Genomic DNA, 24,028 nt, shown 5'->3' on the forward strand with positions numbered 1-24,028 from the left:
CACTGGAGAAGCATGACTGAACAGAATGACACAAAGCTCAACGTTAAGTCCTTCGAACTCGACCACCGCCTAGTCAGCGCGCCATATATCCGCGTGGCCGACCGCACGGATTTGGGCGGCGGCGTCGAAATCATCAAGTATGACCTGCGTTTCTGCCAGCCTAACCAGGACCACCTGGATACCAAGGCGCTGCACTCGGTGGAGCACATGATGGCAAACTTCATGCGCAACTACACCGATAAGCTCATCGGTTTCGCCCCGATGGGCTGCCGCACCGGCTTCTACGCCATCACCAACGGCATGGAGCAGGACGAGCTGCTGCGCGCGGTGGAAGGCGCGCTCAACGATATTCTTAACGCTACCGAGGTACCGGCCGCCAACGAAGAGCAGTGCGGTTGGGGTGCGCACCACAGCTTGGAGGGCGCGCAGGAGGCGGCCCGCGCATTCCTGGGCGCTAAGGATGAGTGGCTCCAGGTCATGGCCGCCTAAGCGAGTCGCCGGCGCGATAGGCGTCGAACTGAAAAAGCAGCCACGATAGACCCGAAAACCGCGTGGTAAAGGGCGCTATCGTGGCTGCTTTGTAGGTTTTATTCCCCAGAGACTCGGGGCGAAAGCGCGCTCGCGCGCTACTCGTCGAGGGAAAGGCCTATCCACACGGGTTCTGGCACGAGTTCCACGCCGAAGGTCTCGTGGACGCCGTCACGGATGGTGCGGGCGAGGTCCACGATATCGGCGGCCGTGGCCTCGCCGCGGTTGGTCAGCGCCAGCGTGTGCTTCGTCGAGAGCGTGGCCCGGCCGGAGCCCGGATAGCCCTTAGCAAACCCGGCGCGGTCAATGAGCCAGGCGGCAGACAACTTTTCCCGGCCGGCCTCGGCAGAGGGGTGGCGGGGCATGGAGTCTACGGTGGCGTCGCCAAGCGAGGTACGGACCTTGGCCTGGACGGCGTCGGCAAGAGCGGAGTCCACCACCGGGTTGGTAAAGAAAGAGCCGGCGGACCAGGTGTCATGGTCGGTGGGGTCGAGCACCATGCCCTTACCGCGGCGGAGCTTGAGGACCTCCTCGCGGACCTCGGCCACGGGGCGGCGCTCGCCCGGGTTCTGGGTGAGCTGGCCAAAGCGCAGTGGGCGGGAAAGGCCCTCGGTATCGAGCTGGAGCTCCACCTCCAGCACCACGGCGCGGCCGGTGAATTTTAGGTTGGAATAGCGATAGGCCAGCTCTAGATCGGAGGCGGGGACCCACTCATCGGTATCGGTGCGGCGGTTATAAAGGCGCACGCGGCTAAGGACCTCGGAGATTTCCGCGCCGTAGGCACCCACATTCTGCACGGGGACCGCGCCCACGGTGCCGGGGATGCCGGAGAGGCACTCGATGCCGCCTAGGCCAAGCTGCACGGAGCGGGCCACCACGTCATCCCAGACGGCACCCGCCTGTGCGCGCACCATTCCGGTCTCGGTGTCCATGGAAACCTCGTCGAAGTCGAGGATGACCGCGACGAGATCCACGGCGCCATCGGCCACCAAGAGGTTGGAGCCGCCGCCAACGACGATGAATTTCACTTCGGTGTGATCAAGGGCACGCACCACGGCAACGGCGGCCTCCGGCTGCGAGCAGCGCAGTGCGGCCTGCGGTTTTCCGCCTACACGCAGCGTAGTCAGGTCCGCGAAGGTGGCGGCGGGGTCCAGTTCTACGCCGTCGATCTCTGTGAGCTGTTGCGTCAAAGATTTATCAAGCACGCCTACCAAGGTAGTCTGTTAGGCATGTCAACCCGTAGTGAAAACACCGTAACCATCAATCAGCCCATCGAAAAGGTTCACAAGGCGCTGCTCACCAAGGAATACTGGGAGTACATCGTGGCCAACCTCTCCCCTGAGGCGGGCCAGGTGCACGACTTCAGCGATAACGTAGCCACCCTCTTCGAGGTTCTGCCGACCACCCTGCTGCCAGAGGCAGTGCGCGCCATGGTCTCCCAGGACCTGAAGGTCAAGCGCGTGGTTACCGTGGGCGAGCTCAACGGTGAGGCTGCTGACGTTAACTACACCGCGGACGTCAAGGGCACCCCGGTTGATTTCAAGGGCGATATCTCCCTGGCCGGCGAGGGCGAAATGACCAAGTTGTCCTACGTCAACGAGATTTCCGTCAATATCCCGATGATGGGCGCCGCCATCGAGCCGAAGGTAGGCGAGTCCCTGGGCGAGCTCTTCGATAACGAGGGCAAGCTGACCGAACAGTGGATTTCTGAGAACGCCTAAGTTCTAAAGCCCCAGAATCTATGGCCGACCACGCACATAATCTGCGCGCTAGCGCAGCTGCGGGTCGGCCTTTTGGCGTTATTACCCGCGGCACCACCAACCACAACCGGCTGCGCCGCTGCGATAGGTGGATGCTCGCGCACCCGGAGATTTCCGCGCTGCTGCGGCATGTGGATACGCCGCTGGCGCTGGATGTGGGCTACGGGGCCTCGCATGCGACCACCGTGGAGTGGGCAGGGTGGCTGCGCCGGGCGAATCCGCAGGTCGACGTACGCGGATTAGAGATCCACCCGGACCGGGTGCTGCCGCCGCGCGATGGCGTGCGCTTCGAGCTGGGCGGTTTTGAGCTGGCCGGCTACCGGCCGCAGCTGGTGCGCGCGTTTAATGTGCTGCGCCAGTATGACGTGGACCAGGTGGAAGAGGCCTGGCAGACGGTGTGCTCCCGCCTTGCCCCGGGCGGCTTCTTTGTGGAGGGCACCTGCGATGAGCTCGGCCGGCGCGCGGCCTGGTTGCTGCTGGATGCCCATGGTCCGCGGACGCTCACCCTGGCGTGGGACCCGTTCGATGTGGCGCGCCCTTCCGATATTGCCGAGCGCCTGCCCAAAATCCTCATCCACCGCAATGTGCCCGGCGAGCCCATCCACGAGCTGCTTCAGGCCGCCGACGAGGCTTGGGACCGCGCTGCCGGCTGGGCGCCTTACGGTCCGCGCGTTCGCTGGCGTAGGGCACGCGCCATGCTTGCCGACGTCCCCTTTAACATCCACCCCGTCCGCCGGCGCCTGCGCGATAATGTACTGACCGTGGACTGGGAATCGGTGGCGCCGCAAGGTTAAAAATGTACTGCTAACTTCGCCGCAGACTTTGCCCCGCACCGTCTCATGCGCCACACTGGTACGCATGGCTTCGAAGAAATCGGCGGGTTCACTCGCCTGGAAAATCATCATTGGCATCCTCGTAGCACTCCTCGTGCTCATCTTGCTGGCCGAGTTTGGCCTGCGCTGGTTCATCGGCCACCAGATGACCTCGCAGTTCAACGAGGCCGCTGAGCAAGAGGGCATCCAGGTCAAAGAGGACCCCTCCGTCAGCTTCGGCGGCAGCCCGCTCTTGTTGGGGCTGTTTCAGGGTTCCATTTCCCAGATGGATATGACCACGCCGTCCACCCTGCAAATCGATGGCACCGAAATCAAGGGCCAGCCCGCCTCCGAGATCCACGTGGAAGATATGAGCACCGACCAAGACAATCCGGTGGCCGGCAAGCTGCGCGCCTCTACCACCGTGCCGGATGACTACCTGCTGGCGTCTTTCCAGAAGGGCATTTCCGAGCAGGCCGGCAGCGACAAGGTGGGCAATATGGTGGTCACGGAGATTACCGCCAATGAGCAGGACCATGTGCTGGACGTGAAGTTCGCCGGCGGCCTGGCTAACCTCTCGCTGGAGCCCACTGCCCACGATGGAAAGCTCGATATCCGCGCCACCGAGGCCTCTATCTTCGGCCTCGAGCTGCCGGACCAGGCCACCGAAGCCATCTCCTCCGCGCTGCAAAACGGCATGTCGGATCAGTTCGTGGGCTCGGACATGAACGTCGATTCCGTAGAGGTGCTCGATGGCGAGCTCAAGCTCACCATCACCGGCACTGATGTTCCGATGAACGACATGGATAAGCTGGCCGGCGGCGAGGGCACCACCGGCAATGGTGGGGCCAACAATGGCGCGCCGCAGCAGGACGCGCAGAAGGAAGCCGCCTAAACCAAAGCAGCGGGAAATTCGAGGACCGGAAGCGTGGCAGCGGCCAACGCCGGTCCTTTTTTCATGCCTTCTTCACCGGCACCGGAATCCGCGCGCTCCGCGGCCGCAGCCTCGCTGCTGCGCACAATAAGGCGCTGGTAGCCGGCCTGCTGTGCAGCCATAACCGCAGCATCCGCGGCATCGGCCGCATCTGCGCCCACAGCCTCCGGCACGATGAGGCCCAAGCGGGCCGGATCGGGGCAGGCCTCGCGGATGGCGATGAGCTCGGAGAGCACGGCATTGGCATCCGTCACGATCTCATCGAGGCTGACCCACACCTCGCTGGCGCCCGATTGGATGGCCAAGCGCGCCTCAGAGGCCTTAATGAGCGTGTGGTGGCGGCCGGTGGGATAGCCAGCGACGGAGATGATATCGGCCGCGCCGGCCCCCGCGGCAATAGAAACGTGGTGTGGGGAGACCACGACGGTGTTATCGGCGGCGCGGTCCTTGACCATCGCGGCCGGGGCAGCAAGCAGGTTAAGCATTAGTAGCTGTAATCGCCGTTGATGATGGCCTTGAGCTGCGGGCGCACATCAAACCAGTACACGCCGGTAATGACCGCGCCGATCCAGGACAGGAATGGCATGCCGGTGGCCATCGCTACCGCCGAGCCTGCCAGCAGGCCAACCCACACCCACTTGCCCTGACGGTCGCCGGCGCGGAAGGCGTCCTCGCGCGTGGCGGCGGCAAGCACCGCACCGACGATGGCGGTCAGGGTGAGGATTTGGAAAATGATGGCATCAAAGCGGAATGCGAGATATAGAAGGATGTCCATGCAGATTAATTCTTCGGGTCGTCGGTATCGATTACTTCGCCATCGATAATATTATCGCCCTGCGAAGGAGCCGAATTCTGGCCGGGGCGCGGCGCATTCTTCTGTTCCGCGCGGCGGGCCTGGGCGGAATTATAGGCGTCCATAACGCCCCCACGGGTCTCTTGATAGGCGGTAGAGAACTTGCCCTTGGCATCAGCGAAAGAGGCGGACTCGCGGGTGCCGTCCGCGGCCTTCTTCAAGGAAGCCCCAAATTCCTTCGCGGTGGCGGTGGCCTTATCTACCAGGCCATCCTTGCCAGTGCTGCCATAGGGGCTCTCCGGCTGCGCGCCTTGAGCGTGCTGGGTGCGTTCTTCTTGCAGACGGCCACCGAAGTCCTTGGCTACCTCAAAAGCAGCGCTGCCGGCGTCCTTCAAGGAATCGAAAATCTTCTTATTATCACTCATTGCTCATTACTCCTTTTATCTAAGCACCAAAGATAAGGTGGTTGATCGCGAATATCACCAATCCTGCCAGGGAACCGACGATAGTGCCGTTTAAACGAATAAACTGCAGGTCCTTGCCCACCATGAGCTCGATATTGTGGGAGGCTTCCTCCGCATCCCAACGCTTGATGGTCTCCGGGATAATCGCGATAATTTCCGGCGCGAATTTCTCCACCGCGTAGCGCGCGGCCTTGTCCACGAGCGCATTGGCCTGGGCCAAGAACTCGGAGTCCTCGAGCAGGCGGTGCGCCAACTCCTTTACCTTCGCCGTAATCTTCTGGCGCAGGAAGGACTCCGGGTCATTGAGCTGGTCAATAAACGTGGTGGATACCGTACGCCACATGGCTGCCGGCGCCTGCTGCGCTTGGTCGGAGGCGAGCATTTCTTGCTTGATGCCCTCGATGCGCCCGCGCATGTCCTCGTCCCATTGCAAGTCCGAGGCCAGCTTGGACAGGTTGCGGCGAATGGCCAGACGAGCCTCGTGGTTGCCATTTCGGCGCACCTCATCGGCGAATTCCACGAGCTCGGTATAGACCTTCTCCCCCACCATCTCGCGGGCAAAGCGCGGCGCCCATCCCGGCATGCGCTCGTCGATGGCGGTGACCACGGTGGGCTCCATGCTCAGAATCTTGCCGTGCGCCCACTCGATGAGGTCGTCTTCTAGCGGACGGGCCTTGCCGTCTGCAATATAGCCCTCCAGCAACCTCCCCAGCGGCGGGCCCCACTCGGGCTCGGCTAGGCGGTCCATGACTTGGGTGCGGATGAATTGCTCTGCTTCTTCGGGGTCCAAATCTGCGACCACGCTGGCCGCACGCTCGCCTATCCACGCGGAGACTTCCTCCGCCTTGCCGGGCTCCACGCCCTGGCGCGCCAGCCATAGCGGCAACTCCGCCTCGCGAACCTTGGCGCTAAGCGCATCCGCGGTAAGGAAGTTCTCCTCCACAAAGTCACTTAGAGCATCGCCCACGCGATCCTTATTATTCGGGATCAGCGCCGTATGCGGGATGGGCAGCCCCATCGGCCGGCGGAAGAGCGCGGTCACCGCAAACCAGTCTGCCAAGCCACCCACCATGCCGGCCTCCGCCGCTGCACGCACGTAGCCCACCCACACTGGAGCCCCGCTTTCCGACGCCTGCCACCACGAGCACCCCAAAAAGATCACCGCCGCACCAATCAGGAACGACAGCGCAATCGCCTTCCACCGCCGCAGGTCCGCCCGCCGCGCCTCCTGATTGCCAGCCTGCGGCACGGGAGCAGCACCCGACGATGCCGTTGCCGTAGCCGTTTCTAGGCCTTCGTCCGCACGGTGCGTCATGAGTTCTCCTTGAAGTTGTGAAGGTGTATTCGGGCTTCGGCCATTAAGACTAGTGCGTACTTAAAAGCACTCGACCTCTGCCTTCAGTAATTAAGTTTGTGGACGCCAAAGAATCTGAACTGAAGGGCACCAGATTTTGTTCTGTTAGAGAAGATAAATACCCACTAGCACAAACACTAACTTCGTTTGTCTAAGCAGGCGGTCTTAATGGGGTTGACTAGGTCGCTTCCGAGGCTAAGGATAAGCTCTTCGATGCTGCCGAGGGTATGAAGGATAAGGCCAACAAGGTTATCGGCGGCCTTGAAGGACGACTAATCCTCGGCCTCCTCGTCTCTGTCTCTGCACATCGCTGCGCTGACACTCTGCTGGCGCAGCGAAGTTATTGATCAAGAGTACGTGCGCATCACGAAACGCGGTGACGTGTCCGAGCAGCAGAAGGCTATCCCCCTCGAAAGCGATTGTTGGATAGAGCCCAACCGTAGTGTCATAACCACATCCCCAATTCCAACTTTCCCGGAAGCAGCGTCAGAGGCTTTTAATGCCCAGAAGTACGCAAAGTAAAAATCCGCCCAGGTTCACCCAGAGACACGCATTATCATGTCGATTTGCCCCTTGCTTTCATCTTCTCTAGGGAAACCAGCAGCTAAAACCACAAAATCAGAACATATGCTTTAGCATATGTTCTGATTTATGGCGGGCTCGGCGAGTGCGCTGATTTACCCTCACCTTGCGTTGTTTACACGTTTTCAATGCTCATTATAAAGAAGGGTTCAAACGGAATTCGTGTAGGCGCAATCAAGGGCTATAAAATATCGCATTCCTTGCATCCAAACCTGTACATCCAGAGAATTGCCTTGGATTGGCGGTAACAGGTACTAGATATGCGTTAGTAAGATTAGCGCGCGTTAATGTCGCTCCACGAAGGTCTGACTCGCTAAGAATTGCGTTCGTAAAATCTGCGTCGGTGAAATCTGCCGATTTCAAGTTAGCCCATGCCATCATGGAGCCGCGGAACGAGCATCCTTTGCATATGCTTCCTTCGAGATTGATATCCGTCAGGTCATAGTTGGACATATCTTTTCCGGAAATGTCTTTACCAGCGAGTCCCGTGACCCACGTTTGGGGCATTGCTCTATACATCTTTTACGTGGTCCGATCTGTTTCGATTGTGGGACTGGCCTATGGCCAACAATATAAATGCGTCTAAAAATACGTTTACTAGGGACAACAAATCGATGTAACCATAACCTAACCCTAGAAATCCTGATAGACCTAGGACAAACGCTAGACAGGTGCTTAAAGAGGCTGCAATAAAAACCCATTTAGCGGTGGTTGTTCTGTACCTGTATAACGCGCACCAAATAATTAGGGTGATTCCAATTAAAACAAGAACTTTGCTATTTTCCATGTCTACTCACGGTGAAAAGCGAAACTGTATTTCTTGTCTCTAGCATCAAGTTGCATACGGGAATACGATGTTTGGAGAGTATTTTCCTCCGAGGGCTCGGATGGTAAGGCATCGACCTGTATTAGTGGCGTGAGCTGCTACTGCGGCAGCGCCTGCGCACGCACCTTTGGCTAGCCAGGTGCCTAGGCCAACTCCTACTACTCGACCGGCGCAGTAAGCGGTTCCTATGGCGATCCCGCTCGTCTCATCTTTGGAAAAGACTAGCTCTTGTCCGATTTTCTTTCCCCAGCCATGAACGTCTCGGATATAGGGATCTGAAAGGTGCTGTTGCAAAGTTGGGTGGAGAACCGCGAACACTCCTTTCTTCGTCGCCTGGCCAGCATTATGGCCCAGCCTGCTCAGATATTCTGGAAGACCCGGTTGATGATCACCGCGTCCGGGTTCGGTTGCCCGTAGGCAAACATCGTGCCTTGCCCTTTCCGCAATGAGTGCATCGCCTCCATCCCTTTCAACGTCCGATATGCAGATGTCCGGCTCTTAAACGCGCCTTTCGGCCCGAGGATCCGCTTCAGCCGACCATGGTCGCCTTCCAGGATGTTGTTGAGGTATTTCACCTGCCGGTGTTCCACTGTTGGCGGGCAGATTCCCTCTGACTTCAACTCGGCGATTGCCCTGGCTAGTGAGGGTGCTTTATCGGTGTTGATCACTCTGGGATACCCGGCTGACGCATTGGATCTGACGGCCTTGGCCAGCAAACACTTCGCTGCGGCCACGTTCCGCTTCGAAGAGAGGTAAAAGTCCAGGGTCTGACCACCGGCGGTGATCGCCCGATAGAGATAGCACCACCTGCCGCCGACCCGGATATAGGTCTCATCCACCCGCCAGGAACTGGCCTGCCAGTCAGGTACCTGCCGGTACCACCGTGTTTGCTTGTCCAGCTCAGGGGCGTATTTCTGGACCCAGCGGTAGATCGTGGTGTGATCGACCGGCACGCCCCGCTGAAGTCATCATTTCCTCCAGATCGCGGTAGCTCACCCCGTAGCGGCAGTACCCCCGCACTGCCCACAGAATGATGTCACGGGGGAAATGACGACCGGAGAAGATACCCATGGCTGTGATTATTTCACGTCGCTCTTCCTACTGCCCCAACTTTGCAACAGCACCCACTGATCCGCCTTCGTTCAACTACGAACGCGGGGAGCACCTCTCGATCGCGATCTGGGGGGGCGTTGAAGCAACGGTAAGGAGGGAGGCGTCGGCAAGCGCAGCTTAAAGCAACGCTATGTTGGCGACTTCTTGGGCCTTTGGCTCAAGATATGCAACAACCCCCGCTTCCCTGCATGGCATGCATGCTGTGGGGAGTAGGGGTTGTTGGTGCTTGGCTTAAGAGCGAATACTAGTTAGCGCGGCCGGTTTCCTTGCGGTACTTGCGGTAGTAGCGGCGGCCGTAGTGGACGCTGCCGACTGCAGCAATAGCCACAGCCACCAGAGCGATGAGGCCGACGATGATGGTCAGGGAGTAGTTACCCTCACCGGCAGTGCCGATGGGGTTGTCCCACACACCAAGGCCCCAGATGAGGATGCCAGCGGCCGGGAGGCAAGACATGATCAGACCCATGCCCACCCAGGTGGAGGTGCGCAGAAGGGAAGAGTGAGGAGCACCGAAGGATACTGGATCGTAGCCCTCAATGTAGGTGTCCTGAATCTTGCCGGAGAACTCCGGGTAGGTCTCGCTGGTGTAGTCAGCGACTGCGTGGGTGTTATCGCTCATGGCGGAGTCTTTCTGTCTTTCTCTCGTTCCTAGTATTCCTACGGAATAACCTTAGCTTAGTCGTCCTTGCCACGGAAAGCAGCACGTGCACGTTCGCGGGTAACCGCGGAAACCGCGGTCAGCGGAACGCCGGCCGGGCAGACATCAGCGCACTCACCGTAGAGGGAGCAGTGGCCAAAGTTGGCTTCCAAGTCGTCGACCATGTTGCGGGCACGGCGGCCACGCTCTTCCTTGCCCAGCGGCATGAGGGAGAGGTGCACCAACTTTGCGCCGGTAAACAGGTGAGCCGCACCGTTCGGGCAGGCAGCAACGCAGGCACCGCAGCCAATGCAGGCAGCGTGGTCCAGCGAGTACTCGGAGGTCTCATGGTTGATGTGCATGGTATCCGCATCCGGAGCGGTGCCAGCGTCCATGGAAACGTAGCCGCCCTGCTCCATTACGTGATCCAGAGCCGCGCGGTCCACGATCATGTCCTTAATGACCGGGTAGGCAGCGGAACGGAATGGCTCCAGCTTGATGGTCTGGCCATCGGTGAAGTTGAACAGGCGCTGCTGGCAGGCAGGGGTGTTCTGACCTGGGCCGTGCGGGCGACCATTGACGGTCAAACCACAGGTACCGCAGATGCCCTCACGGCAGTCGGAAGCGAAGGCGAAGGGCTCTTCGCCGCGCTCAATGTAGCCCTCGTTAACGTGGTCCAGCAGCTCCAGGATGGACATCTGCTCAGAGGCGTCATCCACCTGGACGGTCTCGAAATGGCCTTCTTGGGTCGGTCCGGCTTGACGCCAGATCTCAAGTGTCAGTTTCATTACTTGTAGTTCCTTGTCATCAGCGGGATCGAATCAAAGTACAGCGGCTCGGCGTGGCGGATGAACTCGTTCTTATTTGCGCCCGGCTCCCATGCGGAAACGAAGCACCAGTTCTCATCATCGCGTTCTGCCTCGCCGTCCTCGGTGAGGTGGTCCTCGCGGAAGTGAGCGCCACAGGACTCATCGCGGTCCAGAGCGTCAACACACATGAGCTCACCCAAGTCCAGGTAGTCGGCAACGCGCAGGCCGTACTCCAGCACCTGGTTCATGTCATTGGCCTCACCCGGAATGCGGACATTAGCCCAGAAGTCCTCGCGCAGCTCGCGGATCTTGGTGATCGCGGCCTTGAGGTCCTCGACGTTACGGGACACGCCGCAGCCATGGTAGAGGATATCGCCCAGCTGGCGGTGGTAGTAGGACGGACCGTGCGGGTTCTCACCGCGCACACCCATGAGGCGGTCGATGCGCTCCTGGGACTGTGCCAGGGTTGCCTGTGCCTCTGGGGAATCCTCGGCCAGCTTCTCCTCGTTGAGGTGGTCAGCCAAGTAGTTCGGGATGGTGAATGGCAAGGTGAACCAGCCATCGACGGAAGCCGAAAGCAGGGAGTTTGCACCCAGGCGGTTAGCACCGTGGTAGGTCCAGGAGCACTCACCGGCGGCAAAGAGGCCGTCGATGGAGGTCATCTCGTTGAAGTCCGTCCACAGGCCGCCCATGGTGAAGTGGCAGGTCGGGGCGATGCGCATCGGGGTCTCATAGGCGGACTCGCCGATAGCCTCTTCGTACATCTCGATCAGGTTGGAGTAGCGCTCGCGGATCTTGTCCTTGCCTAGGCGCTCGATGGCGTCGCGGAAGTCCAGGTACACCGAGTTGTGCAGCGGGCCAACGCCCAGGCCGGCATTGATCTGCTGGGAGATGGCACGGGAAGCAACGTCGCGCGGAACCAGGTTGCCGAATGCCGGGTAGCGGCGCTCCAAGAAGTAGTCGCGCTCTTCTTCCGGAATGGTATTCGGGTCGCGGTCGTCGCCCTCCTTCTTCGGGGACCAAATGCGGCCGTCGTTACGCAGGGACTCCGACATCAGGATGGTCTTGGACTGCCAATCGGAGTTGACCGGCAGGCCCGTCGGGTGGAACTGCACGAAGGCCGGGGAAGCCAGGTAAGCACCGCTGTCGTACGCACGCATCATGGCGCTGGCATTGGAGTTCTTTGCCAGGGTGGACATGTGGTAGACGTTGCCGTAGCCGCCGGTACCCAGCACAACTGCGTGGCCGGTGAAGGCCTTGAGCTCACCGGTAATCAGGTTGCGGGTAACGATGCCGCCGGCACGCTTCTTGCCGTTGTCGTTGTAGACGATGATGTCCTGCAGGTCGTTGTGAGCGAAGAGCTCCACGTTGCCCAGGCCAATCTGGCGGTACAGCGCCGAAGTGGTGGACAGCTGCAGCTGCTGACCTGTTTGGCCACGGGTGTAGTAGGTACGGGAGACCTGCACACCACCGAAGGAACGGGTAGCCAGGGTGCCGCCGTACTCGCGAGCGAATGGGGCGCCGATGGCGTTCATGTGGTCAATAACGCGGACGGACTCGTTTGCCAGGCGCCAGCAGTCGGACTCGCGGCAGCGGTAGTCGCCGCCCTTCACGGTGTCCTTGGTGTGGCGGTAGGCGGAGTCATTGTCCACCTTCTTGGCACGGGAGGCGTTGACACCACCCTGCGCGGCAATGGAGTGCGCGCGGCGCGGGGAATCGTGGTAGGTGAATACCTTTACCTTGTAGCCCAGCTCGCCCAGTGCGGCCGCAGCGGAACCAGCGGACAGGCCGGTGCCAACTACGAGAACCTCAAACTTGCGGCGGTTCAACGGGGAGACCAGCTGCATGTGGTCCTTTTGGTGGGACCACATATCCTTCATCGGCACGCCGTGCGGCTCATGGGATTCCAGGATGTTGCCGGCGGATACGCCCGGAACGATGGACTGTGGGTGCGAGAACTTAGGGTGCTCGCGCTTGAGTTCAGTATTAGTCATGGGTTTCTAACTCCTTTAGCTGACCAAGCCCAGGGCAACGGACAAAGGCATAACGATGTTGCCGATGCAGACAACGGCCGGGATGACGTACGCCAGGATCAGGAAGGTCTGACGCCACTTAGCACCGGTGATACCCAGGTCAGAAGCAGCAAGGCGAATGCCGTGGGTGAGGTGCAGGAACAGGAAGCACATGGCGATCACATACACGATGGTGACCGGCCAGCGGCTAAAGGTTGCAATCATATTGGCCTTTACCGCACCCTCCACAAAGTCACCTGGGGCGATGGGCTGTACGCCCATGGTCAGGTCCAGCAGGTGGAAGATGATGAACAGCAGCAGAACCAGGCCGGAGACCAGCATGGTCTTGGTGGCGAAGGAATCCAGGCCACCCATGAGGTTGCTGCGGCTGAACTTGCCGCGGGATGCCTTGGAGCGGGTGGTCAAGGCAATCGCGCCGTAGATGTGGGCGATGATGGCAACCAGCAGGACGGCGCGAATAATCCACAATGCGCCCTCATGCGGGAACAACGGCTCGCCCATGGAGCGCAGGAATGCACCGTATTCATCTAGTGCTTCTTCGCCGCCGTTCGCCGGCAAGTACAACTTCAGGTTGCCGGCCATGTGGCCAACAACGAAGAGGGCGAAGAGCAGGCCAGTGACGGCCATGATGAGCTTCAGAACCCAGGAGGGCACTCCCGGCTTCTGGCGGATTGGTTCGTTAGTAATGTGGCCGTGAGTTACTGCCTCACGGTCCGGATTTCTTAAAGTCATGACACCTCCATTGTCGCCCTCACTTTAACTGGGCTTAACCGCTGGTTACTAGTCAATTCCTGCGGCGTTTCACCTAACGGTACGGCGGTACGGTTAAAGTCATAATTCTTTTAGGTAAGGGTTGCCTTAGAAGCCTTGGGGCAAAACGTCACTACCTTGGCTGCTCGGAATTCCGCAATATTGACGTTGCGTAATTCCCTCCGCAGTTGTGAACTTGCTCACCCAGTGTTACTAGAGTGACCGCCTTACCCCTTTATGTGTCAAACTTTCGCATGAAACCCACATGTAGCCCACAGGCGGGTGAACATTCTTCGCAAGATCTTTGCAATTAGGGTGCACACCCGCAGGCCAGCCAGTAACCTTGCCGGCATGAGTAAGACGTATGTGGGATCCCGCCTTCGCCAGCTTCGCCGTGAGCGCGATCTCAGTCAGGCTTCCCTCGCTGCGACGCTGGGTCTCTCCGCCAGCTACGTCAACCAGATCGAACACGACGTCCGGCCGCTCACCGTCCCGGTGCTCCTTCGCATCACCGAGGTCTTCGGCGTCGACGCCACCTTCTTCTCCCGCGACGATGACTCCCGCCTTCTTGCCGAGATCCAGGACGTCATCCAAGACAAGGAGCTCTGCCCCTCCCCTGTCGAGCTGCAGGAGCTCTCCGAGCTGGTCTATAACCACCCCACCGTGGCCCGCACGCTGGTGGATGTCCACCGCCGCTACCGCAATGTGCGCGATAAGCTCTCGCTGGCCACCGATGCCCGCCGCACCACCGAGGCCACCCAGGCCCTATCCATGCCGCACGACGAGGTGCGCGACTTCTTCTACGCCCGCCAGAACTACCTGGACAACCTAGACCACCATGCAGAGCAGCTTGCCGACGCCCTCTCGGTCACCCACTTCGGCATCCGCGACACCGAACACGCCCTGGCCCAGCGCCTGCGCGATCGCCACAACGTAGATATCCACATCACGTCCCAAATGGATGGCACGCTACACAGCTTTAACCGCGAGACCGGCGAGTTCCGGCTCGCGTCGCGCCTGAGCGAAGGCCAGCGCGCCTTCCGCATGGCCGCGGAGCTGAGCTTCCTCGAGGCCGGGGAGGACATCGCCGCCTTAGTGGAGGAGGAGCCGTTTACCTCGGATGCTTCGCGCAACCTCGCACAGCGCGGCTTGGCCAGCTACTTCGCCGCCGCCACCGTGATGCCCTATGCACTGATGCATTCCGAAGCCGAGCGCTCCGGCTACGACGTGGAATACCTCTGCCAGGTCTTCGGCGTGGGCTATGAATCCGTGGCCTCCCGCCTGTCCACCCTGCAGCGCGATAACCTCCGCGGCATTCCTTTTACTTTTGTCCGCGTCGACCGCGCAGGCAATATGTCCAAGCGCCAATCCGCCACCGGCGTGCACTTTTCCAATAACGGCGGCACCTGCCCGCTGTGGAATGTCTACGAGACCTTCACCCAGCCCGGCATTATCTCCCGCCAGCTGGCGCAGATGCCCGACGGCCGCAATTATCTGTGGATCTCCCGCGCCGTGCAACACCACCAGGGTCGCTTTGGAGATACCAATAAGCTCTTCGCCATCGGTCTTGGCTGCGAGGCCCGCCACGCCGACCGCACCGTCTACGCCGAGGGGCTCGATCTCAGCGATCTCTCCTCGGCAACCCCTATCGGCTCCGGCTGCCGCACGTGCCCGCGCGAGAACTGCGCGCAACGCGCCTTCCCACCCATTAATGAAGTCATCAACGTCGACGCCCACCGCTCCGCAGTTGCACCCTACTAGCGTCTTGGGCGCCAATCGACCTACTCGAAAACTACTCGAAAGCTACTCGAAAGCTACTCGAAAGAGCTCGTTTCGAGTAAATAACGTTATGACCTGCCGGTTTGGCAGCACTCGAAGCCTACTCGAAGCCTACTCGAAATCTACTCGAAAAATTTTCGAGTAGCAGTGAGGGTTGCGCGCGTTATGCACACAAAGAGCATCGGCACCGCTGATCCTCCTGCTCCGTGTGGGCGGAGGAGGATCAGCGGTGCCGATGCTGTTGCCGTTGTGGTGTGCCGAGGTCCTATCCTCCCGCCGCTGCTGAGGCGGTGGTGGGAGAAAGGCCGACGTCGGCAAGCAGCCCTGCTTAGAGGTTAATCATGTGGCCGCCAATACCCTCGGCAGCTTCCTTCATGGCCTCAGAGAGGGTCGGGTGAGTGTGAACGTTGCGTCCGATTTCCTCAGCGGTGAGGTCGAAGCGCTGCGCCAGGGTCAGCTCCGGCAGCAGCTCGGATACGTTGGAGCCCACCATGTGGCCGCCGATGAGCTCGCCGTACTCGCCGTCCGCGATGAGCTTGACAAAGCCGGCGGTCTCATTGAGGCCGGCAGCCTTGCCGTTAGCGGAGAACGGGAAGGTAGCGACCTTAATGTCGCGGTCCGCGAACTTCTCCTTGGCAGCCTCTTCGGTGTAGCCGAAGGAAGCGACCTGCGGGTTGCAGAAGGTAGCGCGCGGCATATTCATGTAGTCACCCAAGAGCTGGGTCTCCACGCCGGCGATGGTCTCTGCAGCGACAACGCCCTGGGCCTCAGCAACGTGCGCGAGCTGCAGCTTCGCGGTGACGTCACCGATGGCGTAGATGTGGTCGACGTTGGTGCGCATGGTGTCATCGATGGCAATCGCGCCGCGCTCGGTGAGCTCAACGCCGGTATTCTCCAGGCCGAAGCCCTCGGTGCGTGGGGCGAAGCCGATGGAGATCATGGCGCGGTCCACGGTCAGGGTGTCCTGCTTGGAGCCGTCCTTGGACTCGACCTCAACGGTGACATTATCGCCGTTGTCCTTCACGGAGGTGGTCTTATAGCCGGTCAGCAGCTTGACGCCGAGCTTCTTGTACTCCTTGGCAATAGCCTTGGAGACGTCCTTGTCCTCGTTCGGCAGGACGCGGTCCATGAACTCCACGATGGTGACGTCTACGCCATAGTTGGACAGAACATAAGCAAATTCCATGCCGATGGCGCCGGCGCCGACGATGACCATGGACTTCGGAGCCTCATCGTTGAGGATCTGCTCCTCGTAGGACACGATGTTGCCGCCGAGTTCAACGCCCGGCAGGGACTTGACCACGGAGCCGGTTGCGATGATGCAGTCATCGAAGGTGACGGTCTTGCCCTTGTCATCACCATCGGTGATTTCGATGGTCTTATCGTCCTTGAAGGAGCCAAGGCCGTTGATCTCGGTGATCTTGTTCTTCTTCATCAGGTAATGGACACCCTTGACGATGCCCGCGGAAACCTTGCGGGAACGCTTGTGGGCAACACCGAAGTCGAAGGAGACATCGCCGGAAATACCGAAGTCCTTGGCCTCGTGGTTGAAGGTGTGGGCAACCTCAGCGTTCTTCAGCAGCGCCTTGGAAGGGATGCAGCCTACGTTGAGGCAGACACCGCCCCAGTACTGCTTCTCGATTACGGCAACTTTCTTACCAAGCTGAGCTGCACGGATGGCGGCCACGTAGCCGCCAGGGCCCGCGCCGAGTACTACTACGTCATAATGTTCATTAGTCACGCCCTTTAGGATACGTAACTTTCCCCTCCATGTCGCGCATTGGGTCACACTCTTGTGCCCGAGTACCCCACGCTTCGGGGGGTAAAACGCGCAAAGGCCCTGCACGGTGGCGTCGGCAAGCGCGCGACGCCCCCAGGCAGGGCTATGGGCTCGGTGTTTTAGAACAGGCCGAGAGCCAGCGCAGCGGTGGAGGACATGGAGGAACCGGTGTGCAGGAACTGGCCCAGAACTTCGTTGATGGCCACGAGGATGGAATCGAAAACGTTCATTATGCTTCTTTCTGTGTTTTTACTTACCTAGAGCGAGGGATGGGCCCGCGGATGGGGACCGCATTATTCACACGTTTAGTACTAGCGGAGATTGTAGCGCCACCGTTACATACGCGCTGCGTTCAGAATTATGACACACAAACCACATGCGTCACAGGTTTTGCTACATTAAAAGGGCTATTAAGGCATAGAGTCTTGCTAACACTCCCGCTATGCGGAACGATACCTACTGAGAAGATTCTCTTAACTCGAGGAAGCTAAAAATATGCATACTTTGCGCTCTATCGGCTCCAGCGTCGCAGGCATCGCCGTCGCGGCAGGAGTCCTCTCCGCCCCTCTCGCCTCCGCCGTCGAGCCGGCCGAGATCCAGGGTGACGCCACCCCGTCCACCATCCGCGAGGTAAACCTCACCGACTCGGCGGATGCGGAAAACATCAACTACGCCATCACCACCGAAGGCGAAAACCGCGTGGTAGATATTGCCAAGCTGAAAGATAAGGACAAGTGGAAGGGCTATGCCTTCGGCCACAAGAGTGGCCAGGACAAGCACTACGGCAACCACGTTAAGGCCCTGACCGCCACCTCCGCCGCGATGGGCGGCCGCGAGGTTCCGCTGGCGGTCATCACCCCGGACGGCAACTTTGATAAGAAGCGCCCCACCTTGTACCTGCTCAACGGCGCCGGCGGCGCCGAGCAGGGCATGGACTGGCTGACCGCCACTGCTAACCACGACATCGACCCTGAGGCCGAGGGCGTACAGGACATGGTGGACTTCTACACGTCCAAGGACGTCAACGTGGTCATCCCGCAGGCCGGCGCCTTCTCCTACTACACCGACTGGGTATCTTCCCCGAATAGCGGCTACCTCAAGGGCCCGCAGAAGTGGGAAACCTTCCTCGCCAAGGAGCTACCGGGCGCACTGGAAGAGCACATCGGCGGCAATGGCAAGCGCGCGATTGCCGGCATGTCCATGTCCGCTACCTCTTCCCTGCTGCTGGCGGAGCACAACCCGGGCTTCTACAACGCCGTGGGCTCCTTCTCTGGCTGCGCTTCCACCTCTCGCCCGCTGCCACGCCTGTACACCCAGCTGACCGTCAACCGCGGCGGTGGCTCGGCCGATCAGATGTGGGGCGCTATGGGCAGCGAGTACAACGTGTACAACGATGCCTTGGTGAACGCTAACCCGAATAACCTGGGCAAGTCCGAGACTTATGTTTCGGTCAACTCCGGCCTGGGCGGCGCCAACGACTGGGGTGTTCCGGGGTCTTCCACCCTCATCGTTGAGGGCGGCGTCATCGAAGCCGCGATGAACTCCTGCACCCATGACCTCAAGGCCAAGATGGACTCCCAGGGCATGAAGGCGGACTGGAACTTCCGCAATACCGGCACCCACTCCTGGCCGGGCTGGCGCAATGACCTCTTCACCTCCTGGGCAACCTTCGAGCGTGGCTTTGCCAAGGACGCTGCAGAGGCACCGGCCGAGCCGGAGGTAAAGCCCAACGAGCTTTCCATCGAGGCACCGCAGGCCGAGGAAGATGCGCAGGTTAAGGACGCCCCGAGCGCCGCTGACCAGTCCCCGGATAAGGACTTTGTCGAGGGCAAGGACGCAGAGGGCGCAGAGGCTCCGGACGCTGCGGAGGCTGCAGCGGCCGCCGAGGCTGCTGTCGCTGCCGAATAATCAGGAATTCAATAACTACAGGAAAGAAGCACTATGAAGCGCCTAAGCTCCATCCTTGCCGGCACCGCAGTGTGCGCAGGCTTGGCTTGCGCCCCAATGGCGGGGGCCGCACAGCTCACCCCGCAGCAGGTAGCGGGCAACGCCGCCCAGTCCACCCTGGCCCCACTGGAGGTCACCCCAGAGCTGGAGCAGCAGACCTGGTACCAGAAGTACAAGGACGATCCGCGCGTCGAAAAGCTGCAGGCCACCTCCCCAGCCATGAACGGCCGCCAGATTCCGCTGGCCGTCATTCGCGCAACGGATGAGAACCGCCCGACCATCTACCTGCTCAACGGTGCAGGCGGCGCGGAGCAGGACATGGACTGGCTGAAGCTTTCTGACGCCGTCGATTTCTACCACTCCAAGAACGTCAACGTGGTCATCCCGCAGGCCGGTGCTTTCTCCTACTACACCGACTGGGTATCCGAGCCGAACTCTAAGTACCTCAAGGGCCCGCAGAAGTGGGAAACCTTCCTCACCAAGGAACTGCCGGGCGCCATCGAGGGCCACATCAAGGCCGATAATCACCGCGCTGTCGCGGGCATGTCCATGTCCGCCACCTCCTCCCTGCTGCTGGCGGAGCACAACCAGGGCTTCTACGACGCCGTCGGTTCCTACGCCGGCTGCGCGGCTACCGCTTACCCGGTAGAGCACAAGGCCGTTGAGCTCACCGTCAACCGCGGTGGTGCGACCACGGAGCAAATGTGGGGCCCGTTCGGCTCCCCCACCAACCGCTATAACGACGCGATGATGAACCACGAGAAGCTGCGCGGCACGGATCTGTACATCTCTTCCGGTTCTGGGTTGGCCGGAGAAACCGATACGTATTCTTACTATACGAATCAGGGAGCTAACCCTGCTATCGCTGCTGTGGGCTCCGCTCGGCTGCAGGTCGAAGGTGGCGCCATCGAGGCTGGCGTGAACTACTGCACCCACAACTTCAAGGCCAAGCTGGACCAGGCTGGCATCCCGGCGACCTACAACTTCCGCAATACCGGCACCCACTCCTGGCCGCACTGGATTGCGGACCTCAAGGATTCTTGGCCGGTCTTCGAGCGCGCTTTCAATAAATAAGCTCGTTTCTTTCCACGGCTAAAAGGGCGGTAGGCTTGCAGCATTATGAAGTTGCTTCCTACCGCCCTTTCGCGTGCCCACACTGATCCTTATACCGGCGTGGATTTTAATCTCGGTTTCGAGGTTTCCCACTACACGCTGGATCTGACCTACCGCGTGGAGCCCAACCTGCTCCACGGCGAGGCTATTTTGGCCATCCGGGCCGATGAAGATTTGGCGTCCCTGACCCTAGATCTGGGCGGGGCGATGGTGGCTCGGCGCGTGACCGCAAAGGGTGCGCCGCGGGTGGCTAAATTCCGCCAGTCCTCCGGGAAGCTGCGCCTGCGCTTTGCTGAGGAGATTGCGGCCGGCACTGAGTTTGAGCTGGTGATTCGCTATGGCGGCAGCCCGCGGCCGATCCGCACCACCTGGGGCGAGATTGGCTGGGAAGAAACCGAGTCCGGTTCGCTGGTGGCCAGCCAGCCCAATGGCGCGCCGAGCTGGTTCCCCTGCGACGATACGCCTTCTGCCAAGGCACTCTATGACATCATCATTACGGCCGATGATCCCTTCATCGTGGTATCTAATGGTGACCTTGTCTCCCGCCGGGCGGGCGGTTCCACCACGCGCTGGCACTACCGCACCCGCGAGCCCATGGCCACCTATCTGGCGACGGTGCAGGTAGGAGAGTTCTCTTCTTTCGATTTGGGACCTTCCACGCGCGCTTGGGCGCCGGCCGCGCTGCGCGAGCGCGTGCTGAACGAGTTTGCCCAGCAGCAGGAAATGGTGGACTTCTTCTCCTCCCTCTACGGCCCGTATCCCTTTGCGGATTATCAGGTGGTCATCACGGAAGATGAGCTGGAGATTCCACTGGAGGCGCAGGGCCTCTCCATCTTTGGCTCCAACCACATCAAGGGCGACCACGCCTTCGAGCGCCTCATTGCCCATGAGCTTTCCCACCAGTGGTTTGGCAATTCCGTGGGCCTGGGCGAGTGGAAGGATATTTGGCTCAATGAGGGTTTTGCCTGCTACAGCGAGTGGCTATGGGGCGAGCACAAGGGCGAGACCACCGCGCGCGAGGCAGCACGTTCCCACTACAACGTCCTGGGACGCAAGGCGCAGAACCTCACCGTTTCCGATCCGGGTGCGCGCGATATGTTTGATGACCGCGTGTATAAGCGCGGGGCCTTGACCGTGCACGCCATTCACCGCCTGCTTGGCGACGCCTTCTTTACCACCCTCCGCAGCTACCTCACCGAGCACCAACACTCGGTGGTAGAGCCCCCCATGCTGCTGGATGCCTTCCGCGCCGCCGCTCCTGACGCCGCGCTTTTCGACGCCACCGTAGACACCTGGCTTAACCAGAAGGCCCTTCCTCCCTTCCCGAGTTAGTGGCTTTGGCCCCGTTTTGTGGGGTTTTGCCTGCGTTTGTTTGGGGAATGTCTAATCTATTGACCAATCCTTTCTTTCCTGTTGACGGGGCGTTTTATCTGGGTAAGATAGAACATGTAAACGAAAAGGAAGGGAGGGATCATGCAGACCACCAAGCACGCGGAGATAGACTCCGCCATCGCACAGGTTGCCACTGGGCTCACCCAGCTGCGCAGCCTCATGCAGGATCCTTCCGATCTGTCCTTCGAGCTTCTTCATTCGCATTTCGAACACTTGGAGCGGGCGCTAGGCAATAAGTCCACCATCGACGCCGCCTTCGCTTTCATCGCGGAGCGGGATGACGCCGGCCGCCGCGTTGGTTCTTCCAAGGCCAAGGACTACCTGACCACGCGCCTAGGCCTTACCGATGCCGAGGCCGCCGCCCGCCTCCGCAATGGACGCAACCTCTTCGCACCCATCCCCGATCCGGAGCCCACTCCCCCTGCGGACCCCGATGCGGACGATGCCGCACGCGCCCGAGCCGAAGAGGAATCCCGCCGCCGCGCTGACCGCGAGCGCCGCGAGGAGGAGAAGCGCCGCAAGAAGCTCTTTGAGGAAGATCCTATCCCCGAGCGCATCCTCAACCTCATCGAAAACGAGCTGCGCAGCCTCAGCAAGTACGCCATCCCCGGCCCGAGCGAACTGCGCAACCAGGCTCTCGAGCAGGCCAAGCGTCGTTCCTTCGATTCCCTGCGCGAGTGGCTGCGCAAGGCCATCCGCAAAGCGAATAAGCACGCTCTCAACCCAGCAGGCGAGCCCGACCCACACGCCGCTACCCGCAAGCGCCGCTTTAGTATCTCGCGCCAGGATGCTGACGGCGGCGTGCACATCTCCGGCTATCTCGATGCCTCCGCAGCTGCCATCCTCGCCAGCGCCTTCGCGCCCGCCAAGAATAAGGGCAGCGCGGACCTCAGTCCCGAGGACGATACCCGCACCTATGCCCAACGCATGGCGGACCAATTGACCGCTGCGCTATCGAGTTATCTTTCCGCCACCCAAAAGAACTCCGACGGTCTCGGCTCCTTCTTCGTCGCCACCACCCTGGAGGAGCTGGAAGCGATGGGCGGAGATACCCGTTTCGCCACCAGTACCGGCATCGAGCTCACTCCGCTCGACCTCCTCCGCCTCGGCGGCGCGCGGCACGATTTCTTTTGTGCCGTGGATGAGAAGGGCTTCCCCCTCGAGCTTGGCCGCACCAAGCGCACCGCCTCCCTCTGGCAGAAGCTAGCGCTAGCGGCCTCCGAACTCGTCTGCACACACCCAGAATGCAACCGCCCGTGGCAGGACTGCGACGTCCACCATCTCCAAGCCTGGTCCCACGGCGGTGCCACCGACCTCAAGAACCTCACTCTGTTGTGCCGCCGGCACCACGTGGACAATAACGACTACCGCGATGGCCGCAACGGAATGGGACACGCCGAACGAGACCCCGACACGGGCCGGGTAGGATACCGAGCCGCCCACACCAACGGCTTATCGCCCACCGTGGAGGTCAACGAGCACCCCGCCGCGGAACAAGCCCCGGCCCGCAGGCTCACTGATCCGCCTTCGCCACCGCCGTCGCCCCCGGGCGCGGCCTGACCGGGGCCCGCGGCCTGCCACAGCCGCGCGCCCGACTGCCCTACACTGGATAACCATGCAAACGATGCTCGTCACTGGCGGCGCCGGTTTTATCGGCGCCAATTTCGTGCGCCTAATATGCCAAGCGCGCCCCGATACCCGCGTTACGGTGCTCGATAAGCTCACCTACGCCGGAAACCGCGCCAACCTCGCCGGCCTCGATATCGACCTCGTGGAGGGGGATATCGCCGATCCCGCCACCGTAGAACCGCTCGTCGCCGCTGCGGATGTAGTGGTTCATTTTGCCGCCGAGTCCCATAACGACAATTCTTTGCGCGACCCCTCGCCCTTCATCCACACGAACCTCGTAGGCACATTCACCCTTCTGGAAGCCTGCCGGAAGCACGATACCCGCCTCCACCATGTCTCCACTGACGAGGTTTTCGGAGATCTGGAAATCGGGGCAGACACCAAGTTTACTGAGGAGACCGCCTACGCTCCCTCCAGCCCGTACTCAGCCACCAAGGCGGGGTCTGACCACCTCGTGCGGGCATGGGTGCGTTCTTTCGGACTGCGAGCCACCATCTCAAACTGCTCCAATAATTACGGGCCTTACCAGCACATCGAGAAGTTCATTCCCCGCCAAATCACCAATATCCTCTCTGGACACACGCCCAAGCTCTATGGCACGGGCGAGCAGGTGCGCGATTGGATCCACGTCGATGACCACAACGAAGCGGTGCTCGCCATCCTCGAGCGGGGCCGCATCGGCGAGACCTACAATATCGGCGCGGACCAGGAAGATATTAATAATAAGCAGGTCATTGAGCTGATCTGTGAAATCATGGGCCATACCCGCAATGGGCGCGCACTTTATGAGCACGTGGCGGACCGCCCCGGCCACGACCAGCGTTATGCCATGGACGCCGCCAAGCTGCGTCGCGAGCTGGGATGGACCCCGCGGTTCACGGATATCCGCGCCGGTCTCGAAGACACCATCGCGTGGTATCGCGATAACGAGGGCTGGTGGAAGCCCGAGAAAGAAGACGTGGAAGCCCGCTACAAGCAGCAAGGACAGTAGAT

General features: G+C 60.6%; 21 protein-coding genes and 1 pseudogene. 10 read left to right on the top strand and 12 right to left on the bottom strand.

What is annotated here, in order from left to right; translation table 11 throughout:
* Positions 1-12 precede the first annotated feature (12 nt).
* Positions 13-489: an S-ribosylhomocysteine lyase gene (locus MHY08_RS08495; RefSeq protein WP_239230480.1), complete on the top strand. Its 477-nt coding sequence runs from the start codon at positions 13-15 to the stop codon at positions 487-489.
* Between the two features lie 137 nt (positions 490-626).
* Here the strand turns inward: MHY08_RS08495 and MHY08_RS08500 are convergent, their stop codons facing one another.
* The gene (locus tag MHY08_RS08500; protein WP_239236266.1) at positions 627-1,733 is read right to left on the bottom strand and encodes a UDP-N-acetylmuramate dehydrogenase; all 1,107 of its coding nucleotides are present in this window, start codon (positions 1,731-1,733) and stop codon (positions 627-629) included.
* A 24-nt stretch (positions 1,734-1,757) separates the two neighbouring features.
* Here MHY08_RS08500 and MHY08_RS08505 point away from each other — a divergent pair, with 24 nt between their 5' ends.
* From MHY08_RS08505 to MHY08_RS08515, 3 genes are all read left to right on the top strand, one after another.
* Positions 1,758-2,249, top strand: a complete 492-nt coding sequence (locus MHY08_RS08505; protein ID WP_179387320.1) for a DUF2505 domain-containing protein — start codon at positions 1,758-1,760, stop codon at positions 2,247-2,249.
* Between the two features lie 20 nt (positions 2,250-2,269).
* Positions 2,270-3,082, top strand: a complete 813-nt coding sequence (locus MHY08_RS08510; RefSeq protein ID WP_239236268.1) for a class I SAM-dependent methyltransferase — start codon at positions 2,270-2,272, stop codon at positions 3,080-3,082.
* A gap of 64 nt (positions 3,083-3,146) precedes the next feature.
* Positions 3,147-3,995 (top strand): DUF2993 domain-containing protein, encoded by an 849-nt coding sequence (locus MHY08_RS08515; RefSeq protein WP_239236270.1) that lies wholly within the window; start codon positions 3,147-3,149, stop codon positions 3,993-3,995.
* On the opposite strand, the gene MHY08_RS08520 is transcribed toward MHY08_RS08515, so the two are convergent.
* The 10 genes and pseudogenes from MHY08_RS08520 to MHY08_RS08560 all read right to left on the bottom strand — a co-directional run bounded on the left by MHY08_RS08520 (position 3,992) and on the right by MHY08_RS08560 (position 13,377).
* Positions 3,992-4,519 (bottom strand): deoxyribose-phosphate aldolase, encoded by a 528-nt coding sequence (locus MHY08_RS08520; protein WP_239236272.1) that lies wholly within the window; start codon positions 4,517-4,519, stop codon positions 3,992-3,994. The genes MHY08_RS08515 and MHY08_RS08520 overlap by 4 nt on opposite strands.
* Positions 4,519-4,809, bottom strand: a complete 291-nt coding sequence (locus MHY08_RS08525; protein ID WP_239236274.1) for a DUF2516 family protein — start codon at positions 4,807-4,809, stop codon at positions 4,519-4,521. The genes MHY08_RS08520 and MHY08_RS08525 overlap by 1 nt, the downstream gene beginning before the upstream one ends.
* A gap of 5 nt (positions 4,810-4,814) precedes the next feature.
* A complete protein-coding gene (locus MHY08_RS08530) occupies positions 4,815-5,252 on the bottom strand; it encodes a CGLAU_01105 family protein (protein WP_239236276.1) in 438 nt (145 codons plus the stop codon).
* A gap of 19 nt (positions 5,253-5,271) precedes the next feature.
* Positions 5,272-6,606 (bottom strand): DUF445 domain-containing protein, encoded by a 1,335-nt coding sequence (locus MHY08_RS08535; RefSeq protein ID WP_239236277.1) that lies wholly within the window; start codon positions 6,604-6,606, stop codon positions 5,272-5,274.
* A 795-nt stretch (positions 6,607-7,401) separates the two neighbouring features.
* Complete coding sequence (locus MHY08_RS11805; protein WP_370658794.1) at positions 7,402-7,746, bottom strand: pentapeptide repeat-containing protein; 345 nt, start codon at positions 7,744-7,746, stop codon at positions 7,402-7,404.
* Between the two features lie 666 nt (positions 7,747-8,412).
* Positions 8,413-9,124, bottom strand: a pseudogene (locus MHY08_RS08540) (IS6 family transposase).
* 286 nt (positions 9,125-9,410) lie between these two features.
* On the bottom strand, positions 9,411-9,785 hold the full coding sequence (locus MHY08_RS08545) for a hypothetical protein (RefSeq protein WP_239236278.1): 375 nt from the start codon (positions 9,783-9,785) through the stop codon (positions 9,411-9,413).
* Between the two features lie 56 nt (positions 9,786-9,841).
* Positions 9,842-10,591 carry a succinate dehydrogenase/fumarate reductase iron-sulfur subunit gene (locus MHY08_RS08550; protein WP_005327185.1) on the bottom strand — a complete coding sequence of 250 codons (750 nt, stop codon included), beginning with the start codon at positions 10,589-10,591 and terminating at the stop codon, positions 9,842-9,844.
* Positions 10,591-12,606 carry a fumarate reductase/succinate dehydrogenase flavoprotein subunit gene (locus MHY08_RS08555; RefSeq protein WP_201802305.1) on the bottom strand — a complete coding sequence of 672 codons (2,016 nt, stop codon included), beginning with the start codon at positions 12,604-12,606 and terminating at the stop codon, positions 10,591-10,593. The genes MHY08_RS08550 and MHY08_RS08555 overlap by 1 nt, the downstream gene beginning before the upstream one ends.
* 15 nt (positions 12,607-12,621) lie before the next feature.
* The gene (locus tag MHY08_RS08560; protein ID WP_204610397.1) at positions 12,622-13,377 is read right to left on the bottom strand and encodes a succinate dehydrogenase cytochrome b subunit; all 756 of its coding nucleotides are present in this window, start codon (positions 13,375-13,377) and stop codon (positions 12,622-12,624) included.
* Between the two features lie 369 nt (positions 13,378-13,746).
* Between MHY08_RS08560 and ramB the strand changes: the two genes are divergently transcribed.
* Positions 13,747-15,156 (top strand): acetate metabolism transcriptional regulator RamB, encoded by a 1,410-nt coding sequence (gene ramB / locus MHY08_RS08565; RefSeq protein WP_239236279.1) that lies wholly within the window; start codon positions 13,747-13,749, stop codon positions 15,154-15,156.
* 346 nt (positions 15,157-15,502) lie between these two features.
* Here the strand turns inward: ramB and lpdA are convergent, their stop codons facing one another.
* Positions 15,503-16,915 (bottom strand): dihydrolipoyl dehydrogenase, encoded by a 1,413-nt coding sequence (gene lpdA, locus MHY08_RS08570; RefSeq protein ID WP_005327177.1) that lies wholly within the window; start codon positions 16,913-16,915, stop codon positions 15,503-15,505.
* Between the two features lie 534 nt (positions 16,916-17,449).
* Here lpdA and MHY08_RS08575 point away from each other — a divergent pair.
* From MHY08_RS08575 to rfbB, 5 genes are all read left to right on the top strand, one after another.
* Positions 17,450-18,862 carry an alpha/beta hydrolase family protein gene (locus MHY08_RS08575; RefSeq protein ID WP_239236280.1) on the top strand — a complete coding sequence of 471 codons (1,413 nt, stop codon included), beginning with the start codon at positions 17,450-17,452 and terminating at the stop codon, positions 18,860-18,862.
* Between the two features lie 33 nt (positions 18,863-18,895).
* The gene (locus tag MHY08_RS08580) at positions 18,896-19,975 is read left to right on the top strand and encodes an alpha/beta hydrolase family protein (protein ID WP_239236281.1); all 1,080 of its coding nucleotides are present in this window, start codon (positions 18,896-18,898) and stop codon (positions 19,973-19,975) included.
* A gap of 45 nt (positions 19,976-20,020) precedes the next feature.
* The gene (locus MHY08_RS08585) at positions 20,021-21,346 is read left to right on the top strand and encodes a M1 family metallopeptidase (protein WP_239193779.1); all 1,326 of its coding nucleotides are present in this window, start codon (positions 20,021-20,023) and stop codon (positions 21,344-21,346) included.
* 141 nt (positions 21,347-21,487) lie between these two features.
* Positions 21,488-22,966, top strand: a complete 1,479-nt coding sequence (locus MHY08_RS08590; RefSeq protein WP_239236282.1) for an HNH endonuclease signature motif containing protein — start codon at positions 21,488-21,490, stop codon at positions 22,964-22,966.
* A gap of 55 nt (positions 22,967-23,021) precedes the next feature.
* Positions 23,022-24,026, top strand: coding sequence for a dTDP-glucose 4,6-dehydratase (rfbB, locus tag MHY08_RS08595; RefSeq protein ID WP_239236284.1), 1,005 nt, complete (start codon positions 23,022-23,024; stop codon positions 24,024-24,026).
* Positions 24,027-24,028 lie beyond the last annotated feature (2 nt).

It is taken from the genome of Corynebacterium sp. ACRPJ (assembly GCF_022347345.1).
Lineage (GTDB): Bacteria > Actinomycetota > Actinomycetes > Mycobacteriales > Mycobacteriaceae > Corynebacterium > Corynebacterium tuberculostearicum_D.

Bases quoted from the DNA above. Each gene is read 5' to 3' on its own strand.
- MHY08_RS08495 (WP_239230480.1), top strand. From the start codon at position 13: ATGACTGAACAGAATGACACAAAGCTCAACGTTAAGTCCTTCGAACTC.
- MHY08_RS08505 (WP_179387320.1), top strand. From the start codon at position 1,758: ATGTCAACCCGTAGTGAAAACACCGTAACCATCAATCAGCCCATCGAA.
- MHY08_RS08510 (WP_239236268.1), top strand. From the start codon at position 2,270: ATGGCCGACCACGCACATAATCTGCGCGCTAGCGCAGCTGCGGGTCGG.
- MHY08_RS08515 (WP_239236270.1), top strand. From the start codon at position 3,147: ATGGCTTCGAAGAAATCGGCGGGTTCACTCGCCTGGAAAATCATCATT.
- MHY08_RS08520 (WP_239236272.1), bottom strand. From the start codon at position 4,519: ATGCTTAACCTGCTTGCTGCCCCGGCCGCGATGGTCAAGGACCGCGCC.
- MHY08_RS08525 (WP_239236274.1), bottom strand. From the start codon at position 4,809: ATGGACATCCTTCTATATCTCGCATTCCGCTTTGATGCCATCATTTTC.
- MHY08_RS08530 (WP_239236276.1), bottom strand. From the start codon at position 5,252: ATGAGTGATAATAAGAAGATTTTCGATTCCTTGAAGGACGCCGGCAGC.
- MHY08_RS08535 (WP_239236277.1), bottom strand. From the start codon at position 6,606: ATGACGCACCGTGCGGACGAAGGCCTAGAAACGGCTACGGCAACGGCA.
- MHY08_RS11805 (WP_370658794.1), bottom strand. From the start codon at position 7,746: ATGTATAGAGCAATGCCCCAAACGTGGGTCACGGGACTCGCTGGTAAA.
- MHY08_RS08545 (WP_239236278.1), bottom strand. From the start codon at position 9,785: ATGAGCGATAACACCCACGCAGTCGCTGACTACACCAGCGAGACCTAC.
- MHY08_RS08550 (WP_005327185.1), bottom strand. From the start codon at position 10,591: ATGAAACTGACACTTGAGATCTGGCGTCAAGCCGGACCGACCCAAGAA.
- MHY08_RS08555 (WP_201802305.1), bottom strand. From the start codon at position 12,606: ATGACTAATACTGAACTCAAGCGCGAGCACCCTAAGTTCTCGCACCCA.
- MHY08_RS08560 (WP_204610397.1), bottom strand. From the start codon at position 13,377: ATGACTTTAAGAAATCCGGACCGTGAGGCAGTAACTCACGGCCACATT.
- ramB (WP_239236279.1), top strand. From the start codon at position 13,747: ATGAGTAAGACGTATGTGGGATCCCGCCTTCGCCAGCTTCGCCGTGAG.
- MHY08_RS08575 (WP_239236280.1), top strand. From the start codon at position 17,450: ATGCATACTTTGCGCTCTATCGGCTCCAGCGTCGCAGGCATCGCCGTC.
- MHY08_RS08580 (WP_239236281.1), top strand. From the start codon at position 18,896: ATGAAGCGCCTAAGCTCCATCCTTGCCGGCACCGCAGTGTGCGCAGGC.
- MHY08_RS08585 (WP_239193779.1), top strand. From the start codon at position 20,021: ATGAAGTTGCTTCCTACCGCCCTTTCGCGTGCCCACACTGATCCTTAT.
- MHY08_RS08590 (WP_239236282.1), top strand. From the start codon at position 21,488: ATGCAGACCACCAAGCACGCGGAGATAGACTCCGCCATCGCACAGGTT.
- rfbB (WP_239236284.1), top strand. From the start codon at position 23,022: ATGCAAACGATGCTCGTCACTGGCGGCGCCGGTTTTATCGGCGCCAAT.